This is a genomic window from Carboxylicivirga marina, assembly GCF_016612505.1.
In the GTDB taxonomy this organism is placed as follows: domain Bacteria; phylum Bacteroidota; class Bacteroidia; order Bacteroidales; family Marinilabiliaceae; genus Carboxylicivirga; species Carboxylicivirga marina.
The window spans coordinates 73078-98630 of record NZ_JAENRR010000008.1; the positions used below are offsets into that span (position 1 = coordinate 73078).

18 protein-coding genes are annotated in these 25553 nt (G+C 39.4%); 6 read left to right on the forward strand and 12 right to left on the reverse strand.

From position 1 onward, the window contains the following. Nucleotides 1-35: 35 nt before the first annotated feature. Nucleotides 36-611, reverse strand: coding sequence for a DUF4136 domain-containing protein (locus JIV24_RS05270; protein ID WP_200463975.1), 576 nt, complete (start codon nt 609-611; stop codon nt 36-38). A 414-nt stretch (nt 612-1025) separates the two neighbouring features. On the opposite strand from JIV24_RS05270, the gene JIV24_RS05275 reads away from it, so the two are divergent. From JIV24_RS05275 to JIV24_RS05290, 4 genes are all read left to right on the forward strand, one after another. After that, entirely contained in the window at nt 1026-1790 is a 765-nt protein-coding gene (locus JIV24_RS05275; protein ID WP_200463976.1) for a hypothetical protein, read from the forward strand. 194 nt (nt 1791-1984) lie between these two features. Beyond that, on the forward strand, nt 1985-2935 hold the full coding sequence (locus JIV24_RS05280; RefSeq protein WP_200463977.1) for an aldo/keto reductase: 951 nt from the start codon (nt 1985-1987) through the stop codon (nt 2933-2935). Nucleotides 2936-2942: 7 nt separating this feature from the next. Further along, the gene (locus tag JIV24_RS05285; RefSeq protein WP_200463978.1) at nt 2943-3974 is read left to right on the forward strand and encodes an L-dopachrome tautomerase-related protein; all 1032 of its coding nucleotides are present in this window, start codon (nt 2943-2945) and stop codon (nt 3972-3974) included. Nucleotides 3975-4032: 58 nt separating this feature from the next. Next, on the forward strand, nt 4033-4860 hold the full coding sequence (locus JIV24_RS05290; protein WP_200463979.1) for a nitroreductase family protein: 828 nt from the start codon (nt 4033-4035) through the stop codon (nt 4858-4860). Between the two features lie 142 nt (nt 4861-5002). On the opposite strand, the gene JIV24_RS05295 is transcribed toward JIV24_RS05290, so the two are convergent. Beyond that, complete coding sequence (locus JIV24_RS05295) at nt 5003-6631, reverse strand: hypothetical protein (protein WP_200463980.1); 1629 nt, start codon at nt 6629-6631, stop codon at nt 5003-5005. Between the two features lie 3 nt (nt 6632-6634). Further along, the gene (locus JIV24_RS05300; RefSeq protein WP_200463981.1) at nt 6635-7420 is read right to left on the reverse strand and encodes an ABC transporter ATP-binding protein; all 786 of its coding nucleotides are present in this window, start codon (nt 7418-7420) and stop codon (nt 6635-6637) included. Between the two features lie 315 nt (nt 7421-7735). Here JIV24_RS05300 and JIV24_RS05305 point away from each other — a divergent pair, with 315 nt between their 5' ends. Beyond that, nucleotides 7736-9019 carry an L-cysteine desulfidase family protein gene (locus tag JIV24_RS05305; RefSeq protein WP_200463982.1) on the forward strand — a complete coding sequence of 428 codons (1284 nt, stop codon included), beginning with the start codon at nt 7736-7738 and terminating at the stop codon, nt 9017-9019. Nucleotides 9020-10458: 1439 nt separating this feature from the next. Further along, entirely contained in the window at nt 10459-11823 is a 1365-nt protein-coding gene (locus JIV24_RS05310; protein WP_200463983.1) for a Na+/H+ antiporter NhaC family protein, read from the forward strand. Nucleotides 11824-11927: 104 nt separating this feature from the next. Here JIV24_RS05310 and JIV24_RS05315 read toward each other — a convergent pair whose 3' ends face one another. The 9 genes from JIV24_RS05315 to JIV24_RS05355 all read right to left on the reverse strand — a co-directional run bounded on the left by JIV24_RS05315 (nt 11928) and on the right by JIV24_RS05355 (nt 25036). Continuing rightward, complete coding sequence (locus tag JIV24_RS05315; RefSeq protein ID WP_200463984.1) at nt 11928-12806, reverse strand: PD40 domain-containing protein; 879 nt, start codon at nt 12804-12806, stop codon at nt 11928-11930. 95 nt (nt 12807-12901) lie between these two features. Next, the gene (locus tag JIV24_RS05320; RefSeq protein WP_200463985.1) at nt 12902-13288 is read right to left on the reverse strand and encodes a glycoside hydrolase family 3 N-terminal domain-containing protein; all 387 of its coding nucleotides are present in this window, start codon (nt 13286-13288) and stop codon (nt 12902-12904) included. 103 nt (nt 13289-13391) lie between these two features. Further along, a complete protein-coding gene (locus JIV24_RS05325) occupies nt 13392-14945 on the reverse strand; it encodes a RagB/SusD family nutrient uptake outer membrane protein (protein ID WP_200463986.1) in 1554 nt (517 codons plus the stop codon). A 17-nt stretch (nt 14946-14962) separates the two neighbouring features. Continuing rightward, on the reverse strand, nt 14963-18289 hold the full coding sequence (locus JIV24_RS05330) for a TonB-dependent receptor (protein ID WP_200463987.1): 3327 nt from the start codon (nt 18287-18289) through the stop codon (nt 14963-14965). An 86-nt stretch (nt 18290-18375) separates the two neighbouring features. Further along, the gene (locus JIV24_RS05335; RefSeq protein ID WP_200463988.1) at nt 18376-19389 is read right to left on the reverse strand and encodes a FecR family protein; all 1014 of its coding nucleotides are present in this window, start codon (nt 19387-19389) and stop codon (nt 18376-18378) included. A gap of 163 nt (nt 19390-19552) precedes the next feature. Continuing rightward, on the reverse strand, nt 19553-20119 hold the full coding sequence (locus JIV24_RS05340) for an RNA polymerase sigma factor (protein ID WP_200463989.1): 567 nt from the start codon (nt 20117-20119) through the stop codon (nt 19553-19555). A gap of 111 nt (nt 20120-20230) precedes the next feature. After that, entirely contained in the window at nt 20231-22666 is a 2436-nt protein-coding gene (locus JIV24_RS05345) for a GH36-type glycosyl hydrolase domain-containing protein (protein WP_200463990.1), read from the reverse strand. A 24-nt stretch (nt 22667-22690) separates the two neighbouring features. After that, on the reverse strand, nt 22691-24292 hold the full coding sequence (locus tag JIV24_RS05350) for an MFS transporter (protein WP_200463991.1): 1602 nt from the start codon (nt 24290-24292) through the stop codon (nt 22691-22693). A gap of 9 nt (nt 24293-24301) precedes the next feature. Next, nucleotides 24302-25036 carry an NUDIX hydrolase gene (locus JIV24_RS05355; RefSeq protein ID WP_200463992.1) on the reverse strand — a complete coding sequence of 245 codons (735 nt, stop codon included), beginning with the start codon at nt 25034-25036 and terminating at the stop codon, nt 24302-24304. Between the last annotated feature and the right edge of the window lie 517 nt (nt 25037-25553).

Genomic DNA, 25553 nt, shown 5'->3' on the forward strand with positions numbered 1-25553 from the left:
TAATCTGCCTTTTACATATACTAAATAGTAAGCTTTTATTCGTTGACCGGAATTGGGTATTGCTCAAATATTTTACCTACAATTTCATTTATCCTACCATCCGGATCTTTTACATTTCCTTCGCGTTCTCCCTCAGCAGTTCCAATCCATAACATATCCTTGGTTTTCGGATCAATTACAGCAATACGCAATTTACCTATTTCAGTTTGATACTCATCGGTTGAACTATAACTGCTAGCCATGCCCATACCATAACCACCATAACGTCCACGGTATCCCATATAAGGACCTCCTGTATAGGTGGTATGCGTCTCATAACTCTTTTGGATATCAATGCCAACTGCCCATAATATCAACATATCAGGATCTTCATCACCAACCAAGCCTCGCATTTTGGCCTGTTGATCAATGGCTGCCTCAACACGCTGCTTATTCATTTGATTAACAATAAACTTTTGGTTGGCCAAATCATCTTCATTAACAAAGTGCACGACTTTATAACTGTTGTATTGCACAAAGTTGACTCCGCTCATCTGATCGCTTGTGTACTTAATTGAACTGCATGAAAATGCAATAATCCCAATTACAATTAGTGTTAGTAATTTTTTCATCGGTCTAAAGTTTTTTAAAATTATTTCTGGTTAATCATATTTGTTATAGAGTAACAATACACCTTTGATAATGTTTACCTTAACGCACATATAAATGGACAAAAAGAGGAAGGCAGGTTAAGACACAACAACACTCAATGAGTACTGTACCCTCAAAGTAATCGTATAAATACTGAATAAAAATTCTTCCTAAAATTTGCTATTAAGCAATATGAAAGGGTGCATTTTCACCTTATACACCGGTGCAATCTCAAGCTCACAAACAACTGCCTATGTGCTAATTAACGCCAATTATCTAATTCATCCTTTTACCAGGCGACAATAATCTACTGTCTGGTCTTTTATTTGCACTAGCAACAAACTCAAAATGTGCCAGCTATTTTTTATTGCGTATGACACTAAAAATTATGTGAGATGAAAAATTCAGATAATTGGTTTAAGGGCTTTCTTATATACAATGCAGTTGTAATCATTATACTATTGCTAAGCTCATGCCAGGAAAATACAATATATCCTGAAAACGGCATCTACCCGGAGGAGCCTGATGGAGAAATACGTGAATTTAAACTTAGCTTTTCTAATGACATACAGGCTAACACAGAAGGCCTGGGTACATTTAGCTTAGAAGACTGGCTTGAACAAGAATACGATCCCGCAAAACTAGAACACAACTATGTAACAACCGGCTACACCGTCAAAATTGATCGGGCCTGGATAATTGATGAGAACAGGCCTGCAGGTGGCTATTATGATGATTTAGAATTTGAAGATGTCGATTTGAATGATCAGGAAATCATATTTCAATCAGCAGGATTTTTTAGCATTGAAGTAGAACATCCTAACTATCGTCGCAATAACGCTTCCTATGAAGCCTATTATGGATTTGAAAAGACACGTTACAACGATGTACCTGCTAACAGTGATATAATAGTAAACATGGAATTGTTGCAACATGCCGTATTTTTAGTCTTTCGTACTCTGGACATTCATTATACCATTGAAGAGATGAAAATTGACGATTTAATAGTTGAAGAATACCAGCCGGTGTACCTATCTGACAGGAGGCGTTTTAGCATGGAAATAAAGCACGACGGTTATATACGACGAATTGACCGTGATCGCTCAGGAGATAGTGGTGCTGCTACCTACTTCTGGGTGGAAAGTATATTGTTTGAGTAGAATTGTGGTCATTCCCTGAGCAATCGAAGTGCTCTGTGGTGAAAAATTCTTTCGTCATTTCTCATTGAACCATACTGTTTATATACGCTCTTAATTCAAAAATACACTTCGAGCTAAGCTTATTAACAAATATTGCTGCTTTCCTTATTATTTTCGTAATTTGATATTCGAAGACTAATAAACAGGATGTAAATATGCAAGCACTTAATCTTAACGGATACTCCATGCCCATTTTAGGGCTTGGCACCTGGAAATCGGCTCCAGGCGAAGTTTATACAGCAGTAAAAGAAGCTATCACAATAGGGTATCGACACATCGATTGCGCTGCTATTTATGGCAATGAGAAAGAAGTTGGAAATGCCATCAAAGAATGTATAAATGAAGAGCTTGTACGTCGCGACGAACTCTGGATAACTTCCAAACTCTGGAATAACATGCATGGTGAGACCAATGTGATACCTGCACTGCGAAAAACACTAACAGATCTGCAGCTTGACTATCTCGATCTCTATTTGATTCACTGGCCCGTGGCCCAAAAGAAACTATTTGTAGGGGCCAATAAGGCACAACATTTCCTTTCACTTGATGAGCAACCAATTGCCAACACCTGGAAAGGAATGGAAAAAGCAGTACAAGAAGGTTTAACAAAGTGCATTGGTGTAAGCAACTTCAGCGTGAAGAAACTTAAAGATTTAGTGGCACAATCGAGTATCAAACCAGCCATTAACCAGGTAGAATTACACCCGTATTTCCAACAAGATGATTTGGTTGATTATTGCCATTCTAACAATATTCATGTAACTGCCTACTCACCTCTAGGTTCATCAGACAGGCCTGAAGGATTAAAAGCAGCTGATGAACCCGTTTTACTGGAAGATCAAACAATTACAAACATGGCTCAAAAAATGGGTGCTTCAGTGGCTCAAACCATCCTGGCCTGGGATATCAACAGAGGTATATCTGTCATTCCTAAATCAGTTAACGCCACAAGATTACGTCAAAACCTTAATGCTGTTAATGTTGAGTTAAACGAATCAGATATGTCAATTATAAAAAGCATTAATAAAAACCGTCGTTATGTGGATGGTAAGTTTTGGGAAGTACCCGATGGCCCTTACACCGTAGAAAATCTTTGGGATGAATAATTGTACTATGAAATATTTACTAATCACCATCTGCATCGGGCTAATGCTTAGCTCATGCCAGTCAAACAAAAAGGGTACATCTGAACCAACATTGAGTGCTGTGGCAGCATCTGATAAACAATGGACCGGTGTTGCAGTAAGTCAATCAGGCAGAGTGTTTGTTAATTATCCATTTTGGTCGGGTCATGTACCTGTTAGTGTTGCCGAAATTGTTAATGGCGTGCCGCGTGCCTATCCTAACATGGAGTGGAATCAGCGCACCAACTCCCAAACATTCAATGCTGTACAATCCGTTTTTATTGATGACATTGATCGTCTTTGGGTATTGGATACGAACAATCCTCAGTTTAAAGGAGTCAATGCCATTGGGCCACAGCTCTACCACTTTAACCTGGAAAGTAACGATGTGGTAAAAGTCTACAATCTTCCCGAAGGTGTTTATAAAAGCAATTCATACTTTAATGATGTACGCATTGATAGTGATAAAAATATGGCTTACATGACCGACTCTGGTGATGGCGCCATTATTGTACTTGATTTGAATACCGGGCACTCACAACGCTTATTGGATGAACATCCATCTACACAAAATGAAGTAGATCATTTAGTTTGTGATGGTATTCGCTGGGAAAACAGTGTACATTCCGATGGCATTGCTTTATCACCAGACCGACAGTACTTGTACTACATCGCTCTTTCGGGACATACCTTGTATCGCATCCCAACCAATAGCTTACTTAACGAAAGCATGTCACCTGAATCATTAGCAAAAGAAGTTGAAAAAGTTAAAAAAATACCAGCCACAGACGGCATGTTGTTTGACAAAGCTGGCAATTTGTATTTAGGAGGATTAGAAACGAATTCTGTCAATCGACTCAATAAAGACGGTGAGGTGGAAAAGCTTATGGAGTCGCCTCGCATACGTTGGGCCGACTCTTTTGCTCTGGATAGAGATGGCAACTTGTATTTTACCACCTCTCAGATTCACTTGCCAGAGAAAGAAAGAGGGAAATATGAGGTTCTAAAAATCCAATTTTAATCGATTGACTGATTGATTATGCTTACTTTCGCAGCCCAAACAAAATGAACATAGAATCATGTTAAATTTTAAGATTGATGAAGCCAGGTGCACCCAATGTGGCATGTGCTCAAAAGAATGTCCAACCTTAATTATCAATGGTAAAAACGGCATTCCTGAAATTAAGGAGGGAAAAGAGAAAAACTGCATTAAATGTCAGCACTGTCTGGCTATTTGTCCAACCGCTGCTTTGTCTATTTTCGGTAAGAACCCTGATGACAGCTTATTAGTTGAAGACGAAACACCATCAACAGAGGCTTTAGAGCGTTTAATAAAAACACGTCGTTCGGTGCGCCGATTCAAAAAGGAGGCTATCGATTCTGCAGTCATTAATCAGTTGATTGAAACTGCTGCATATGCGCCTACTGGTCATAATAAAAACCAGGTATTATTATCTGTTACCGACAGCAAAGAAGCACTTGCCAAAGTGAGAACATTGGTGTACGATACCATTAAAAAAGCAAAACAAGCCGATAAGCTTGAAGGTGCTTTAGCCATGTACGGTTCTTTTCAAAAGGTTTGGGAAGAAAAAGGTATCGATGTTATTTTTAGGGATGCCCCACATTTAATCATTGCATCTGCACCAAAAAGCAATAGCAATGGCCCTGCCGATTGTGTTATTTCATTAAGCTATTTTGAATTATTGGCTAACTCAATGGGTATTGGTACACTGTGGAATGGATTTTTAAAATCAGTATTTGAAGAAATTGCTCCTGAACTACACAATGCTGTCGGCATTCCTGAAGAGCATGCCATTGGTTACATGATGGTTTATGGTATTCCGGCTGTAAAGTTTACCCGATCGGTACAAAGTGAAGGTTTAAACCTTAACAAAATTAACTTATAGACGATTGGAAAGAGAATGTCTGAGAACAGATTGATTCTCACAATGGTCGCAGAATAAGACAATATAAAAAGGTCGCAATTTGTTCATATACACTAATGTTCAAATTGCGACCTTTACATATTTTTTATGGGATAGTTTATCTCTATCTATTGCGGATGGTTCGGTAACTTAATGAAATGAATAAAGGCATTACTACGCATAAACCAATGCCTACACCCATGTGAGCTAGTGATACCAGGTAAACCAAACCGATAATGACTCCAACCATTAGCATACCTAAAAACATTCGTAAGGTATATTCACCCTTATTCACCATTTCGCGACCCTGCGAAAAAGGCAAAGGATTATTTTGAATACGCACAAGCAATATGGCCAATACTACGCTTAATCCTGATCCTAAAAACACGTAAGGTAAAACGGCAAAACCCCAAATCCAGATAATAGGTATCAAGTAAAGCAACTGCAAGGGCAAAAAGAATGTGAACAACATGGCTTTTACGGCACCCGATTGTATGTGATACTTTTTATTGGTTGCGGCCATTTCATAAATCCACGAAGCTTTAGGCGTATCAGTAAACGGTATAACACCTACACCTAAGGTTCCAAAAAAACCAGTAAGTACGAATAACAAGTATTTTGAAGATGTAGCTAACTCCTGTATGTAAGCCGAAAAATCATTTATTTCAGGTTTTAGAAAAGCCACAACCATAATTAAACTGTATGCAAACATAGGATATACTTGTTGCTTAAGTTTTCGATCACCCCGAATATGACTCATGGTTAATCGCCAGCCTGTTTGCTCAACTTCCGAGATGCATAAGATTGACAATAGCTTATTCTTCCATCCTTTAGCTGATTTAATTTCAACGGGCTTAACTTCTCGTTGTATGCCAGTTCCTGATTCTGAAATAATAGAAGTAAAACCTGACGATAATTTACGTATTAACAAAACACTCCCTAATAAACTAACACATAAAGCCGTAGCAGCATAAACCCAATCTGATGAGACCGCCAGCCCTCCAATCACCTTGGTTAATCCCGCAAACCACGCGGATGGTAATAAATAGGCCCACCATGCTTGCTTAAACATCAATGATTCCACATTGGCACCTTCCATAAAATGCGGTACCAACTGGTAACTGGCCATAATAACAACCGCCAGAGCTATCTGAAAATAATTCAGCACATCTTTAAATCGTTCGGCACTGACAAACTTAGATAAGGACATATAAAAACCAACGGCCAATATTAAGGTAAACCACGCACACAACAATACGCCAATAATAAAGGCTACGGACAGAAGTCCATGATTAATGGCCAGGTAAATGGCAAACGGCAAACTGAGCGTGATGGCAATATAGCTCATATAAACCAAGATATGTACTAGCCGAACCAGTAACAAAGTTCTCGATGAAACAGGCCTGGGCAGCAGTATCTGGTTTTCATTCTCATCAAATAATACTCCTGTAAATTCGGTTAGCAAAATCGTGCCTTCAAACACTATCAGAAAGGTGAAAAACACTGAGAACTGAAGCATCATATCACTAATACGATACAAGCTAAACACCACCATTGCCCCCAAAAACGCATATATGAATAATTGTTTTATGAGTGTTTGCTTCTTACCAGCCGATTGAAAACTATTGGGCGGACGACGAAAATCGATTTTTAACTTGGCACTTAACAAGGCCCAAAAGTGCAATACATCAACACCTAATGTTTTTAAAAACAGATTAAGTGGAGCAACAATAACTTGCTTAACTGTAATCATTACTTAATTTTTAAAAACATCATCAATAACACTGGATTCTCCCACCCTGTTTTCGGCTCCTGTCAACTTTGAAAACACCTGCTCCAATGAGGCTTTACTATCTTGCTGCAGCTCTTCAAATGTACCATCGGCAACCACCTGTCCATCATCAATTAAAATGATACGATCAGATATCTTCTCCACCACATCCATTAGGTGCGAACTATAAAAAATGGTTTTGCCCTGGTGTGCCAATCGAGTTAGCATATCTTTCACTAAAATCACCGAATTGGCATCCAGTCCCGATAAAGGTTCATCCAGAAATAAAATATCCGGATTGTTAATAAGGCCTGCAATGATTAATATTTTTTGCTTCATGCCTTTTGAGAAAGTATCCATGCGCTGATGACTGTGTTTCTCCATGCCAAAGTACTGCAAGAGCGAATTACTACGCTCGCTGATTTGCTCTGATGACATATCAAACAAAGTACCAACCAAATTCAGATATTCATTTGGCGTTAGCGCCTCATACAAAGCACCATTCTCCGGCACATAGCCAATCTTACGCTTTATAGCAATGTCATTACCACGTAGTGGCAGTCCCATCACTTCAATTTCACCCTCAAATGATGTTAGTATGCCACACAAGATTTTTACAGTCGTACTTTTACCAGCCCCATTGGGCCCAATATAGCCGATAATCTGCCCGCTATTGATGCTTAAATCGATGCCCTTTAGTACCTCTTTCTTAGCTGCTCCTTTTCCAAAGGCCTTTTTTAAGCCACGTATACTAATACTAGTTTCGTTCATTCGTTAGGTATTAAGTTAAGTTATGCAAATAAAAATCCTCTTTCACCTCTTCATTCGAGGAACAAAAATAAAAAATAACAGCTATTAATGGTACTTGTCATAGAGTTTTAGAAATCTACTATAGAATACATTAAATAACAAAAGATGACACTCACTATATATTAATAATAAGCTCCTCGGTATTTTAGGGAGGCTGTTGACATCCGTTTTTATAAGATTGTACAGGTGTGTCATTTATCATGTTCTAAAATCATGTATCTTGTTAATTTCGCGCCAATTATTAAAGGGATATTCTGATTTAAAGTAAAGGTCATCATGAACAAATCTGATAAAAGGTATACGGCTTACGTTGATATTTTGCATGAAGAGCTAATGCCAGCCATGGGTTGTACCGAGCCTATCGCCATTGCTTATGCTGGTGCTATGGCCCGAAAGGTGTTAGGACAGCTTCCTGAACGCGTACTAGTTGAGGCCAGCGATAACATCATTAAAAATGTGAAGAGCGTTGTTGTACCTAATACCGGAAACCTGAAAGGTATTGAAGCAGCGGCTGTTGCGGGAATCGTTGCTGGCGATGCTGATAAGGTACTGGAAGTTATCTCCATCGTAAATGATGAGGAACGTACAGGGATGGCCGATTTCTTGAACACAAAAGAAGTGAAGGTTAAGCCTGCTAATACCAATGTTATTTTTGACCTTATTGTTCATGTCTTTAATGGCGATGATTGTGCTTCGGTACAAATATCACATTACCACACTAACATTGTACGTATCACCAAAAATGGTGAGACAACTTTATTCAATCATCATTGTGATGACTTAAATACAAAGCACAAAACCGATCGTACCATAATGAGTGTGGAAGCTATTGTTGAATTTGCCGACTCGGTAGACTTAAGCGATGTACGTGTAGCACTCAAAAAGCAAATAGAATATAACTCAGCCATTGCTCAGGAAGGTATTCAAGGCAAATGGGGAGCTAATGTTGGCTCGGTGCTACTAAAAACCTGGGGCGAAAACGATGTTAAAGTACGTGCGAAAGCTTTTGCAGCAGCAGGTTCTGATGCTCGTATGAGCGGTTGTGAATTGCCGGTTATGATTGTATCGGGTAGTGGTAATCAGGGCTTAGCCACCTCAGTACCTGTTATTGAATATGCCAAAGAATTAAAAGTAGATGAAGACACGATGCTTCGTGCATTATTGGTGTCAAACCTGATAACTATCCACCAAAAAACGGGTATTGGCCGCTTATCAGCCTTTTGTGGTGCTGTGTCGGCTGGCGTGGGTGCCGGAGCCGGCATCACTTACCTTCATGGTGGTCGTTACAAAGAGGTAGCTCACACCATTGTTAATGCCCTGGCTATTGTATCGGGCATTGTGTGCGATGGCGCCAAACCATCATGCGCAGGTAAAATTGCTTCAGCTGTTGAAGCAGGTATATTGGGCTACCACATGTATAAAAATGGTCAGCAGTTTTATGGTGGAGATGGCATTGTGGTGAAAGGTGTAGAAAATACGATTAAGAATATTGGTCGCCTGGGCAGCGTTGGCATGCGCGAAACCGACAAAGAAATCATCCGCATGATGCTGGGTGAATAAAAGAACATATCCAATCAACGAAAATAGAGACACCTTGCAGTAACTTATTTATTGCAGGGTGTTTTTTGTCCATGCCATTTATGAACAGAAACCTTTTAAAATGGAAGATATCTAGGCAATCGCATATAAAATCAAATATACCACCCCGCCTGTCGGCACCCCTTCCCGCAGGGAATTCGCTTTTACCAATAACTTTTACTTTGCTCAAGCCACAAGGGCTTTTCATTTTTGGCTACAGCCCCAAAAATGAAACAAAAAAGGCCGCGACTACAGCACTCGATTACCCAGTAATTCATCATTTCGGGAAAAATTTAAAGATTTGCATCTTGGTACCAAATTTTTCTTTCCTTCACTTATGAAACTGGGTACCCAATCTGCGTTGCTGAGGTCGTTTGATTCACAGCTTTTACTAGAATAAAGTTTAAAGCGATTTCCCTACCCCTTTCCCACTAGTAATCGAGACAGGCTCTAAAATTCAGAAGGGGACGGGATTGCGTCACTCTCCTCCTTGAAAAAAAGATAGCTTGTTCCGTTTAACGGAAAGTACCACGAAGTGGGGAGGTGGTTATGATGGTTAAAGGATATCTTAAATCAGAACTAGTTTATATTTGAATATACAAATCATAACGAGTACCAACCTTGTCCTAAATATTACTGAATGGGCTTTTCGCCCAAACCCAACTTACTTTTTTAGCTTGAACTAAAAAACTAAGGAAAAAAGTTCAAGGCTACTTTTATAATTGTCCTCTTATTCATCTCAAGCTTAAGTGCAACCGTGTGATTTTCGAGCAAGCTCTCAACTTCACGGTTTTACTAATGCTTTCGATAATACGAAACCAATTATAAAAAGATGCCAAATTGCAAGTCGTAAATAAATGACCCCACATAACAAATCTAGTAATTATTGAACTAAACAACATAGACTTACATGGTTGTGTTGAATTCGTATAAAACGCAATTGAACGAGTACCTATTAAAATCCCCATCTCCACACCTGCGTTGTGCCACTTCCTTTTGTTCTCAAGTATAAACTACCCTCCATTCGTTTTATTGTTAAAAAACAACATGCAACTTTGCTATCCCAAGCCCTCGGTGCCGGGCAGGCACATCCTTTTTAAAAAGGATGCAAAATTTGATTGAAAGAGGTGATTGCTCCGGATCAGAGATGGATTTATTGCTTCAGGCTTACCTTTTCCTTCGTCAAAGTCGCCATTACGCAACATCCCCCTCTTATCACTGGCTTTCAATCATTCGAAACTACGTTTCGATTAAGGCAGGAAGTGTTTGAGCATAAAAATGGAAAAAGTCCATGTTTGACAAGAAATGTTCTCTGGCCGCACTGAAAATCACGTTCGTTAGAATGAAGCATTAAAGCCACCTCTTGAAACTGACACAAGAAGGCAGTGGCATATTAAAGAGCTATTTGCTAACTTGTTGCAATGCCAGAAAACAGTATAAGTCTGCTGCCTCCTCTTGTTGCAATTCTAATTGCATTATGGCGTAAAAATGCCATAATCGCTTTATTATCGGGTGTTATCTTATGCTGGATAATGGTTAGTGACTGGCATATTATTGAAGGACTTGGCGCCAGCTCACTATCGCTGCTGAATATCTTCAAGTCGGCCAATCAAACATACATTATTGTTTTTAGCTTGTTAATAGGTGCCTTGGTGAAGCTGCTGAATCAATCGGGTGCTGTCAATGGATTTATTCTGCTACTAAGTCGAATTAAACTAGTTACCAATAAAAGAAGGGCCGCCTTATTACCGACAATCATTGGAACAATCATTTTTACAGATACTAACCTGAGCATGTTTACAGCAGGCATGGCCAGTCAACAACTCTTTGACAAATACAAACTCAGTAGAGCGCAGCTGGCCTATTTAATTGATTCGACCTGTGCACCGGTTAGTATTCTGATATTAATCAACGGCTGGGGAGCATACATCCTTGGTTTACTGGATGGATTTGCCCTGGACAATAAGGTTAGTATTGTAGTCAGCACCATCGTCTTTAATTTTTATGCCATCATGGCTTTAATAATAGCCTACTACACGGCTTTTAGCTGTCGTACTTTTGGCTACATGAATAAAACCAAACCTTCAAACACCCTGAAAATTAAAGACTCACCAACGACTAAGATTTCCCCGCCCATTATAATGTGGCTGCCATTACTCACAATCTTGCTCACAACCTTAACCATACTTTGGTACACTGGTGATGGTGATTTACGACAGGGAGATGGTGCTTTCGCTGTCTTTTGCGGAGTTATAATCAGTATCATCCTATGTGCCGGATTAATCCGTTATCATCGGGCACTTTCCATACAGCAAATCACCAAAAACAGCTTTAAAGGCATCAAAGAGATGTTTCCGGCCGTTGCCATCTTAGTTTTATCATTTGCCTTTGGCGATGGCATCAAAGCCCTGGGCACAGGAGTCTTTGTCAGTGAAGTCATGAACCTGCAGGTGGCCACAGTCCTTATTGCACCTATTCTCTTTTTGATAGCCGGAATAATGGCTTTTGCTACAGGCTCATCGTGGGGCACCTATGCCATCTTAATTCCCATAGCCATACCTGTGGCACTTGATTCAGGCCTTCCTGTACCATTTGTTTTAGCCGCCGTATTGGGTGGTGGTATCTTTGGCGATCATGCTTCTCCAATATCTGATACTACAGTTATAGCCTCTATAGCCAGTGGATGTGACCACTATGAACATGTCAAGACGCAATTACCTTATGCCGTGATTATTGCTTGTGTCAGTTTAATCCTCTATCTGTTATTTGGCTTCAACCTGATGTAATGATACGACTTCATTCCCGGCAATTTTAACCAATAAACCTTAAATCATTTTTTGCATACCTGAACTCTATCAATAATGCATACCCCTTGACAGTATGGCCCTAATTATTCCTCCACAACAATCTTGACTTCACATTCTGTCTCATTCAAATGCTTATCGATGGCAGCAAAAACCAAGGTAAATTCACCTGCCTCACCTGGGTTCATACTTAAGGTCATTTTCGCTTTATCAAACCTGGCCCAATCAGGCTTTTCGCTTTTCAGGCTAATTTCCAGATTCTCATTATCAATATCTCTGAATAAATCAGCCGGAAGCGATAAATGAAATACCTCACCAAGCTTTATTGTGCTTGAAGGAATGGGCTTAAAAATAAATGGTTTAAATACCTTTTGCGTACTCACCCAGTATATATCCGACTCTGCATAACCATTATCATCAAAAATCTGCTTCGTAAAAAACAAAAATCGATTATCGAAAGACACAAATGGTCGCCTTTCCCAATCTGCTGTATTGATAGCAGAATTTAATAACACAGGCTGAGTCCAGTTACCGCTATAATCCTGATAACTAATAAACAAATCCGGTCCATTGGCATTGCTGGCATATCGGCTAAATATAATGTATTGCTCATCGGGGGCTATAAAGATGCTTTCCTCATCGCGCATCGAACAAATTGAATCTAAGCGCTCCACAATTCTATATTCACCATTTTCAAGCGATGAGCAATATAAGTCGGCTAAGCCATTCCCGTTTCTGTTGGATGAAAAATAAATTGTTCCATCCAGGCTCAGACAAGCAGTTGACTCCCGGCTTAAAGTACTTATCGGATTATCTATTTTTTCAGCTTGCCCCCAAGAGCCATTCATTTTATTCAAGCGCCAAATATCCGTAAAGCCATTGCTTGTATCAGGCCTGCTTTGTGCATAGAGCAATGATTTCCCATCAGGTGAAAAGTAAGGAAGATAGACACTTTCATCTTCCAATGGCTCAAAAACAGTAGGCTCCGTCCACTTGTTGCTATGCTTTTTCGAATAATAGATGGTACCACTAAAGTCAGCTTTATTAAATATGCCGAAGGCTAATTCCCGTGAATTTGGTGCAAAGGATAAGCCATGCTCATCACATCGTAACCAAAAATTAGTGGAATACCCAGGCGTGTGTTTTCAACAACTGTTTTTTGAGCATTACGGGTTGCTTCAGCACCAATCACATTAAGCATCGAACCAACCATTCCACTTTTAAGCTGCTCTGATAAATCTTGTGCACCAGCATTGTCTTTGGGTGCCGGTCCGGTCATTTCCCAACGACTGGTATATTGATTTAACTGTCCTACCTTTTCGGCAAGTGTCATTTTCTCTAACAGGTCTTCAACAAACTGTTCTTCTTTACTCATTGGCTTTTCGTTACTTGAACACGAAGCCAAAATTACGGCTGCAAAAAGCATTATCAAATAGAGTCTTGTCATTTTTTAGGTTTGTGTGCATTAATAATCAATACAAAAATTAAAGGCTACCGATTGGTAGCCTTTAAATATACATTCTATAGTAATTGCTACACTAAGCAACATTTTAGTTATAACCCGGATTTTGGTCTTCAATGGAGATGCCTGCATTCAGGTCAATCTCTTCCTGAGGAATAGGGAATATCTCATTTTTCCCAGCCGTAAATCCTCTTGTACCTAATTCAGTAGTGGCGTCGCCCCAGCGAACTAAATCCCAGAAGCGATGACCTTCAAAGGCCAGTTCCAAAGCACGCTCTTTTTTAATGATATCAAATAAAGGATCACCTGTTAATGTTTCCCAGGCCGAATGGTCGGTAAAACCAGCACGCTCACGTACATCTCTGATTAAAGGAACAGCCTGTGCATCCATACCATCACGATTGTAGGCTTCGGCAGCCATTAGCATTACATCCGATAATCGGATTAATTTAAACGGTGTATTCCAGTTAACTTCTTTCACTCCGCCTTCTGATGTTTCCGAAGGAATAGTTGAATACTTTAATCGGATATATCCTTCGAATGCATCCCAGTTATTATTTCCTGAACGATTCACTTCACCACCTGCGGCCACAAATTCAGCCTCTGAAATAGTGGATGTGGTGTAACGCTCTGCCCCTGCTTCGGCTTGTAATAAATCACCAAACTTACCTGTTGGCACATTAAAGCCCCATCCATTGGTGTAACCAATGACATCCAGATCGTTAAATGAATTATCACCACGAGGCCCGCACAGCTGAACGATAAAGTTAGACTCGGCAGTACCGTCCCATGGGCCACCCCAGTCGTGTGCATTTTTACTTGAATACAACACTTCAAAGATGGACTCTGAACCGGCGCGCTCGCCTTTTAACCAAATGGTACTATAATCTTCTGTTAATGAATAACTATCGTCATCAATTACAGCCTGCAATAATGGGTGAGCACTGGCATAATCTTCCTGATACAAATACACTTTACCTTTTAAAGCCTGTGCAGCACCTTTCGAAATTCTGAATTTTAAACCTTCGGCTAAATCATCTTTAACAGGTAAAACGGCTATCGCTTCTGCTAAATCCTTATGAATCTGATTATAAATAGTCGTTTTATCAGCCCGTGGGTTATCCACACTAATTTCGGTGGTATTGACAGTATAAAATGGCACATCGCCCCACATGGTTACCAATTCAAAGTAGGCATAAGCTCTGAAAAATTTAGCCTCGGCCGATATCTGTTCTGCATTATCCAACTCAGGTGAAATGGTATTTAAGATTGCATTAGAAGCATTCACTATTTTATAAAACGAATGCCACACATCTTTTAGGGCCGGGTTGTCGTACTCATAGGTAAAACTATTGAGCTGTTGCAACTTGGGCTGGTCAGCCGATGAACCACCACCGGTATTTAAATCATCACCTTGTAAACCTTTCACAAAGAAGATACTTGACCAATCGCCATAGTTATTATAACCGATTTGTAAATAATCGTAAACTCCAATAATGGCTGCTTCGGCCTCTTCTTCTGTTGTTAAATAGTCAGCACTATTGAATTGTCCAATTGGAGTTTTGTCCAAAACACTATCTGAGCATGCTCCAAAAGCAAGAATCAGAAGTAAAGTAAATATGCTATATTTTATTTTTTTCATTGTTCTTAGATTTTGGATTAGAAATTAACATTAAGACCAAACATTACTTTTTTGGTAGTAGGATATAATCCTTTATCAATTCCCTGGCGGTTATCTTCGTTAGAACCAGCCTCAGGATCCATACCTTCATATTTGGTAAATGTGAAATAGTCATCTAATGAAACAAAAGCACGAACGCGCTGTAATTTTATCTTTTCGGTTAAAGATTTTGGCAAGGTATAACCAAGCTGAATCTGTTTGATACGCATATATGATGCATCCTGAACAACCAAATCGCTACGATAAACGTAATCACTTGTATTATCAGGTGCCGGCATGCTTGCGTTATCACCAGGGCCAGTCCAACGGTCGGTATAGAAGAAGGAAGGTTTATTACTTAGCTTGCGGTCGGTACGGAACCAGGCCATGAACACGTCGTTACCCGACATTCCTTGCATAAATAAGTTAAAGTCGAAGTTTTTGTACTCCATATTGAAAGTAGCACCGTATAACAAATCAGGATGTGGGTCACCAATATTTGTTTGGTCAGAAGCCGTAATTTCACCATCATCATTCACATCAACCACTATCGGTTCACCTGTTGCCGGATCAATACCTGCCGTTTTGTAGCCTTTGAAATAATAGATTGGGTAGCCTTCTTCAAACCAGGTCATGTTAAAACCACGCACATTGGCACCTGGCTGAGGTGTATCATCCAACACTTCAGTTACTTCATTCTTCAGCGTACTAATGTTAAAGTTCACACCATATTTCAGACCGAAAGAAGTCGTATTTCGCCAGCCTAATTCAAATTCTAAACCTGAATTTTTCACGGTTCCCAGGTTAGCTGATACATCTTCACCAAAACCTGCTGAACCAGCCATTCTATTACCTTTAATCAAACCTTCTGTCTCTTTCACATAGTAATCAACAGAGAAGTTTAGCTTGCTGTTAAAAGCACGCATATCAACACCAAAGTTAGTTTGCTCTGACGTTTCCCATCCCAGATTCGGGTTAGTCGGACGTGGACTTCTTGAACCACCTGACAATACCTCATCTTCATTCGGATAGTTAATATTCTGTGATGTCCAGAAAGCCATATCGGCAAATGGATTTACATTAAAAATACTACCATTCTGTCCCCAGCTACCTCGCAATTTCAAGTAATCAATTGCTTCAACACTCCAGAAGTCTTCTTGCGAAATTAACCAACCAGCTGATACCGCAGCAAAAGAAGCCCAACGGTTATCTTCTGGTAAAACACTGGCACCATCACGGCGAAGAGAAGCCTCAAGCATGTATTTACTAGCATAATTATAGCTCAGTCGTCCGAAGTAAGATACTTTTGTATTTTCCTCCAGATTACCACCTACCATGTTATTATCACGGTCGGCATAATAATCGTGATAAGCATATTGCTCGCCTTCTTTTGGCATTTCAGATTTCATGTAGTAATTAGGATGCGTATACTCTTCGTATGACATACCTCCTAACAAAGTGAAATCGTGATTATCAAACTTCTTATTATACGACGCAAAGTTCTCCCACAAAGCTTTGTAATACTTATCGACCCAATCCTGTGCTATATTAAGGTTGTTAGAGCGTTCAGACGAAAAATAGTACTTAGGCGACCATTCTTTGCGGGTAACATAGGTTAATTCTAAACCAAGGCGCGAAGTGATATTCAGACCTTCAAGAGGTTTTAAAGTACCGTAGAATGAAGCTAATAGCTTGTCACGAATTTCCTTATTATGGGTATTCTCCATAAAAGCAACCGGGTTGGCTGTTTCACCTGTTACAAAACGATTCAAACCGTAATAGTCGCCATTGGCATTTTGCAGTGGCGTGTTTCCGTCAGCAATAATGGCATCAATACGACTCATATCCGACTCAATAACCGGCGTATAAGGATCCATCAATAAAGCACTGTTCACTATCGAGCGGTACTCATCATCTTCAGGTAAAATGTTTCTGCTTGAATGCGAGAAGTTAAGGTTATTACCAACTTCTAACCAATCAGCTACTTCATTTTTGGTATTGATACGGAAGGTGTAACGCTCAAAACGTGCATGCTCACCGCCAATCGCTCCATCTTGTTTGAGATACGATCCCGACAACAGGTATGTTGATTTCTCAGTTCCACCTGAAAAACTTAAGCTGTGACGTTGCATTGGTGCCGCTTCTGAAATTTCATCTAACCAATCAGTATCATAGTTTTCGCCAGCTGGAGGTGTAATTGTTTCTCCGGCTTCTTCCATGAACTGCTTATATTGAGATGCATTCATCATCTCAGCATTGGTTGCCAGATTTTGGATACCATACTGGAAGTTATACTCAATTTTGGCTTTTCCTTTGGTTCCGCTTTTGGTGGTAATTAATACCACACCATTGGCACCTTCTGTACCATAAATAGCCGCCGATGCCGCATCCTTCAATATTTCCATTGAGGCAATATCATTCGGATCCAAATCATCAATACTACCGGTTTTCATACCATCAACAATGTAAAGCGGATTACTGTTACCATTTGAACCAGTACCACGGATACGGATTTTCACACTCGCACCAGGAGCACCAGAAGTTGGCAATACAGCCACACCAGCAGTGCGACCTTGTATCGCATGCTCAACGCGACCATTTGATACTTTCTCTAACTCCTCGGCTTTAACCGATGAAATGGCAGCTGTTACAACACTTTTGCGCTGAACGCCATATCCAACCACAACCACCTCATCCATATCAATGGCTTCTTCCACCATGGTAATATCAACAGATGCTTTGCCAGCTACCTGAATTGTTTGTGGCTCAAAACCTACGAATGAATAATTTACTGTAGCATCGGGTGATGAAAGTGTGATTGTATAAGTTCCGTCAATAGCAGTAATGGTACCATTACTTGGATTCTCTTGTTCAACGATTGTTACACCTGGAATAGGATCACCATTCACATCGGTTACCACACCACTTAGTGTATGTTCCTGCTGAATCAATGAAATGGCTTCAGGCGACTTGGTTAAAACAATTTGGGTATCAATAACGCGGTAACTAATAGAAGTAGAAGCAAATAATTGATCAAGTACCTCAAGTAATTCTTCCCCTTCAACATCTAATGATAAAACATCTAAATTATCAATAACCTGTTGATTATAAAGGAAAGTGTAACCAGTCTGCTTCTCAATATCTTCAATAATTTGTTCTATTGAGACATTACTGCGTTTCATCGAAAGTGTTGCTTCCTGCGAATACGTGCTTGTAGCCCATATTTGCGTTACGCCAACGAGTAAAAGAATTGCTAACATTCTCATACGTCTGTAAATTTTTTGCAAGGCATAGGTATCCCATACCTCAAGTGGATTTTTTTTCATAAATTTGAAATGTTTAGTGAAACAAATTATTTGAGGAGAGTAAACGAAGGTGGTGCTTCATACTCTCCTTTTTTATTAACTATTTATCATTCTTCATTCATTTTAAGTGTTACCTGCATCTTACTATATGTGCCGTCTTCCAATGTTTTTGGTTGTTTAATCTGATATCTAATTGGAGCGGTTAATTTCATCAAACGCAATACTTCTTCAATACTTTCATCTTTAAATGTGGCTCTAAACTGATAATCTTTTGGGTAAGCTCCCTCAAGAACAACATCAACATTATACCAATCACTTAATTTATCAGCTACGTCCTGAAGGTTATCGCCTCTCATGATTAGCATACCTTTTACCCAAGCTGTATGCTCTTCTGTTTGCACTTTTTCGAGTTGCACCACTTGAGCCTGCTTCTGATATATCAATCTTTCACCTGGTTTTAAAATAGTGGCTGTATCGTTATGCGGTATAAATTTCACTTTACCACTTTCAAGTACAACTTCGGTAATCTTTTTATCAGGTGACATCTTGGCGCTAAACCGGGTTCCCAACACCACAACTTTTGATTCATCGCCTATCACCTCAAAGGGTTTATCCTCATTGTGAACGACATCAAAATAGGCTTCGCCATTCAACTTCACATGGCGCTCGTTAAAAAGCGTGCTATATGTTAGGTGTGATCCGCCATTTAACCAGCCTTTGGTACCATCCGGTAATCTAAACTCAACCTTTGACCCATGCATCGCCTGAATGGACGTTTGAGCCAAATTAAGGCTCTGCTGATCTTGATGCAAATTATTATAAATGAACCATATTGCCAGTGGTAAAAGCAAGACAGCCGCAATGCGAGAATAAAACCTGTAGATATTTAAAACCTTTACTGAATTTTCTGCCGGCCTTATTTTTGAATGGATACTTTCAAGTATATGGTTGAAGTCATGCTGACCTGATGCATTCGTTTGCTCCCAATCCTCTTGTGCATACTTTTTTAATCCTCCTAAACTCTCCTCGTCATTAAAACGCTCGGTTACATAACGCTCATCGTTAGCATTATACTTGCCATTCAAATAGCGTTTTAATATCTCTCTGTTCACTTTGGTCATACTTTTATTCTTTCTGCGATTTCAACGCGAGTCTTATGTTATATTCTCAGGATTTTGAAGGTTTAAAAAGCCTCTATTAGTTATATCCTGAAAAAAGAAAAATCTCCCTTCGAAAAAGGAGATTTTTTTATAAATATTATTTTTATGACTGATTTAGTGTTAGTTAAATAACAAGAAAAAAGAAAAGAGCAATGGCTATTTCACTAATATCAACCCTATCTTTTAAGTAGTGAATGACTTCTGAAATTTGATTATCGATAGTTTTAGGTGCTAAGCCAATTTTTTGTGCAATCTCTTTGGATGGCAAACCTTCAAAACGACTCATTTCAAAAATCTTACGTTTCTTCTCGGGTAACTCATTCAATAAATCGATTACCTGGTGAAGGATAGAGCGGTAAAGAATGCTTTTCTCGGTAGAGTTATCAGCTATCTCAGGCGCCAGTACATCCACCATGCCCGAAATAACCTGCCGCTTCTCAAAATGCCTCTTAATCTGATTAAACGTAATGGTAAAAAGGTAAGATTGAAAAGATTTTTCGGCATCAAGACTTGCCCGTTTGTTCCAAATTTTAATGAAAACCTCTTGCACCATACCTTCAGCCTCCACTTCTGATTTTAAATACTTTAGGACAAAAGCGTAGAGCTTTGAACTATAATACTCAAACAAACGATCAAAGGCTTTAATATCGCCTTTAGAAAGCTTCCGAATAAGTTGCTTTTGATTTTTCATTAATAATGGATAAAGTTGAATAAAGGTAAAAACTTATCTTCTTAAAACGCAAATTATGTTATCAAAAAGAGTCAGATGCACTTAATTCTGAAACACCTGACTCTTTTAATATTAACCCATTGTAACAACAATTTCATATGTACCACTCTCGAAAATTGGCACAACATTTCCATCTATTTCTTTTCCATCAACTGTCAGGCTTGCGATACCCTTATTAACACCTGCCTCATTAATTACTTTGATCGTATATTCGGCTCCACGGAACTGGCGTTTAACCGTAAAACCCTTCCAGTCAGCCGGTATACACGGCTCAATTTTTAAGCCATCATAATCGGGCTGTATACCCAAAATATATTGCGTAACAGCATAGAAATTCCATGATGCCGTACCTGTTAACCACGAGTTTTTGGCTTCCCCCGGTTTATAGGCATCTTTACCAGCAATCATCTGCGCATATACATATGGTTCTGTTTTGTGCAATTCACTGATATCCTCTAAATAAGCCGGACAGATCTTTTTGTAATACTCCCAAGCCTCTTCGCCACGACCTATTTCCGTTTCACCAATCATAATCCATGGATTATTATGACAGAAAATACCTGCATTCTCTTTGTAACCGGCAGGGTATGTTGATATCTCACCGTACTCAATCACATACTTGGTAAATGCCGGGTTATTCAATACAATACCGTAATCACTATCGAGGCGTTCTTTTACCGAGTTAAGCGATTTTTCGCACATCCCTTCTTCTTTACCAATGCCCGCCATGGTACACCAGCCCTGAGATTCGATAAAGATCTTACCCTCTTCATTTTCATCACTTCCCACTTTGTTACCATAGAAATCGTAGGCACGAAGGAACCATTCACCGTCCCAGCCTCTGGCCTTAACTGCTGCAACCATTTTATCTACTTCGGCCTGTGCTCTATCAGCTTCTGCATCATTTCCAATGCGACGACTCAACTTCACATACTCCTGACCATACACCACGAACAAGCCGGCAATCATTACTGACTCCGCCTTAGAGCCTTCCGTATTGTTTTCGGTTGTCTGAAATGATTCATTAGGATTGGTAGAGAAACAGTTCAGGTTCAAACAATCATTCCAATCGGCACGACCAATCAAAGGCAGGCCATTTGGCCCCAGATTATTCACCACATGATTGAAGGAAATCGTTAAGTGATCGTAAAGTGATTTAGCAAGGCTCATGTCATTATCAAACGGCACCATCTCATCCAAAATGGAGAAATCGCCCGATTCTTTAATGTAGCTCACAACTCCTAAAATCAACCACATTGGGTCATCATTAAAGCCGCCACCAATGGCATCATTTCCTCGCTTGGTTAATGGCTGATACTGGTGATAACAACCCCCATCTGGGAACTGTGTTGATGCGATATCGATGATTCTCTCACGGGCACGTTCTGGAACCTGATGCACAAAACCAATTAAATCCTGATTTGAATCACGGAAGCCCATTCCACGGCCAATACCTACTTCAAAGAAAGAGGCCGAACGCGACATATTAAAGGTCACCATACACTGATACTGATTCCAAATATTAACCATGCGGTTAAGCTTGTCATCATTACTATCGAGCATAAATTTCCCAAGTAGATTATCCCAATACGAGCGTAAATCGGCCAAAGCCGCCTCTACTTTTTCAACCGTATTGAAGCGCTCCATAATTGCTTCAGCCGGCTTTTTGTTAATCACATTCTTTGACTCCCACTTTTCTTCTTCCGGATTTTCAATGTAACCTAAAGTGAAAATATAATCCTTCGATTCGCCTGGTTGTAATTCCACCTCAATATAATGCGATGCAATTGGCGACCAACCATGCGCCTCAGAATTTGTTGGTTTTCCATCCAGAACGGCTTGCGGAGCCGAAAATTCGTTGTATAAACCAAGGAATGATTCACGATCGGTATCGTAACCATCAATTGGTGCATTTACATTGTAAAATGCATAATGATTGCGTCGTTCTTTGTATTCCGTTTTGTGATAAATGGTTGAACCTTTTACCTCTACCTCACCCGTTGACAGGTTACGCTGTAGGTTATTTTGGTCGTCTTCAGCATTCCACAAACACCATTCCATGAAAGAGAAAAGCTTAATCTTCTTTACTTCAGAAGTAGTGTTGCTTAGCCTCACCTTATGAATTTCGGCCCATGTTTTTAAAGGAATAAAAAACAGTGTTTCAGCTTCAATACCATTTTTGGCTCCGGCAATTTGGGTGTAGCTCATACCATGACGGCATTCGTATTTATCCAGCTCAGTTTTACATGGTTTCCACCCCGGCGACCAAATGGTATCTTCATCTTTGATATAAAAATATCGACCGCCATTATCCATCGGCACATTATTGTATCGGTAGCGATTTAAGCGACGAAACTTTGCATCCTTATAAAAAGCATATCCACCGGCAGAATTAGATACCAATCCAAAAAAGTCTTCATTTCCTAAGTAGTTAATCCAGGGCCACGGCGTTTGTGGGTTGGTGATAACATACTCTCTTCTCTCATCATCAAAATGTCCGTATTTCATAACTCAATATTTTTACCTTAAATCTTATTGTAGTTCTTTAATTCGTTTATCATTTAATTCGTTTGTTATCTCGGTCATTTTTGCTTGTGTAAGTGGATACACAAACATAACACCCGCAGCCACAACAGCAACGATTGCAGGTATCCAGCTCATCAGCATAATAATACCCGGGACAGCACCTTGTATGGCCACTGCATCTTGACCGTTATAATTAAACACAGCTAACACAAAACCTATAATTGCACCAGCTATACCACCACCAAATTTAGTTGCAAATGAACCTGCTGAATAAACAAGTCCCGTAGCTCGCCTGCCATTTTTCCACTCTGAGTAATCAGCTGCATCACCTAACATGGCAAAAAACAAGGTTGGGAATATGGCTGCGGCAAATTCTGATATTATACCTAATGAGAAGATAGCGATTGTATTTTGCGGCCCACATAAAACCAGTAAAGCATTGACCGCCCCTGAGAATATAAGCGCATAAATAAACAAATTACGTTTTCCCCATATACGCGCCAACGGCGTGGTCGCCATGGCTCCCAGAATGGAGATGACCATTAAGCCAACCAAGTATGAAGCAGCCAGTAATTCGTCATGCAAATAGTGTTTGAAATAAATAACGGTAATACCCTGCTTGGTAGCATTGTAAATATTAAATAATAAGCCAACGATTAACAGAACCAACCAAGGCTTGTTTTTAACCAAATCCTTAAGATCTTTCCACAGATTATTTTTTTGTTCTTCTGATGCTTTAATGCGTTCTTTTGTACTCAGGAATGTAAGTATCATAAAACCGGCCAGAAAAACAGATAGGAGATAAATCGAATAACTATAACCCTTCTTTTGGTCGATAACCGAAATTTGTTCTTCAACTAATCCTGCCTCTCCCTCAACAATAAATGAATAGCTTTGGTTGGCTTTCATAGCAAAACTCTTGCCCTTAGTTGGCTGGTCGCCTTCTATTGTCTCCTGCCAAACAAAGGTAGCAATGCCATTCTCTGTCTTTATGTTGGCATTGGGCACATCATTCGATGACGAAACGGTCACCACATATTTATCTTCCCCTTGCTGAGATATTTTAATTTGTGGTTCAACATTCCCGAAGAACATCACTAAATACAATAAAGCTCCCTGAACAAGCATACCTCCGGCAAAAGCTCCTACCATACGATAGGAACCTAAACTTGTACGCTCTTTGTCATCGCCTGTCATTACAGCCATCAGGGCACCGTAAGGAATGTTGTTAGCCGTATAAATTAAGGTAAACAATATATACGTCACATAAGCATATATAATTTTACCTGTTGTACCCAAATTAGGAGTCGTAAACAATGCTGCCAATATAGCTGCTAAAGGAATAGCCGTCCATAATATCCAGGGGCGGAAATTGCCATACTTCGACTTAGTTCGATCGCCAATAACGCCCATCACCACATCACTGATACCATCGCTCGAACGAGCCACCAATAGTAATACACCAGCTACTGCAGGCGCAATACCAAATACATCGGTATAAAAAATTAACAAAAACGTAGCAACTCCCCGCCATGCAATATTTGCAGCTCCGTCGCCCAGTGCATAACCGATTTTTTCTTTAATAGATATTTTCTCTTGATTTATCATGATGCTGATTTATATAGTGAAATCAAATAGTTCTTTTTTCGTTTTTGAATAAACCTCGCGACTAAAAACATATAAACGTGCCGGCTTGTGAGCCACACCTGTTTGCTTTTCATCCAAAGGAATCAGGTATTTCATACGCGCCACTTTCTTTCGGAAATTGCGCTTATCAAGCTCTACGTCCCAAATGGCTTCATAAACGTTTTGTAATTGTGTTAAGGTGAATTTATCATGCAGCAACTCAAATGCGATCGGTTCATACTTAATACGCAAACGTAAAGTTCGAAGTGCCTCTGATAAAATTAGATTATGATCAAAGGCCAATTCGCCAACTTCAGAAATCGGCACCCAGCGTACGTTTCGCCCTTTCCAAATAAGCTTTACTTTATCGGTAGCTACTAATGAGTAAAAACCAATTGTTACAATACGTGCATCCGGATTACGCTTGCTGTTTTTTAACCACAACTGATCATTGGGCTTTTTTAATCGATCAGGATGCGCAAAAGTTTTAAATTGTTCAAGAAAGACATTATCCAAACCGGTAAGGTCATTTAGAACACGATATGCAGCATCTTCAATTGTTTCATCTTCGTATACATGATTACCAGTTAAAGTACGATCATTGATTACTTGTTCACCTGATTCCTCATCAGTTAGTGTTCTATCAACAATTAACACTTCTAACTCTGCACCATTATAACCGAATAGTACACAATCAACAGAAATATATGGAGATATTTGCCTCATTATACTTAGTGTTTTTTTTACACTTTTACTTCTGAGACAAATGTATTTGTTTTTTTATTTAAAGCAAAAAAAATTAGAGTGCTACTTGTAGAATCCCTTGCACAACCTATTCCAATAAACCCTTGAATATTACTATTCGTAAGCGTTACGAATTCAAAAAAAACGACACCAAACTCACTTTAAAAAATGATTATTATACCAATTGCATTTCAAAGTGAGCCTTAAGTGAAATTTTGAAAATTGCAATCGTTAATGCCGATAATAAACGAAAAAGTCTTTGGGAGTGAGCGAACCAAAGGCTCATTTCGATATTAAATCGGTATTACCATAAGAACAATGATTCCAACTTCTCGAATCAAATCAAGCGCAAAGGTAAATTAGGTAATTAATTACAGAATTATTTCGTCAAATAAATAGCATCATTGGTGGACAATTATGAACCATTCGCACACCAAAAACTATTATCTCATTGATATTCTGCACTTATCCTATTTAACCAGTAATTTTAACACTCGCA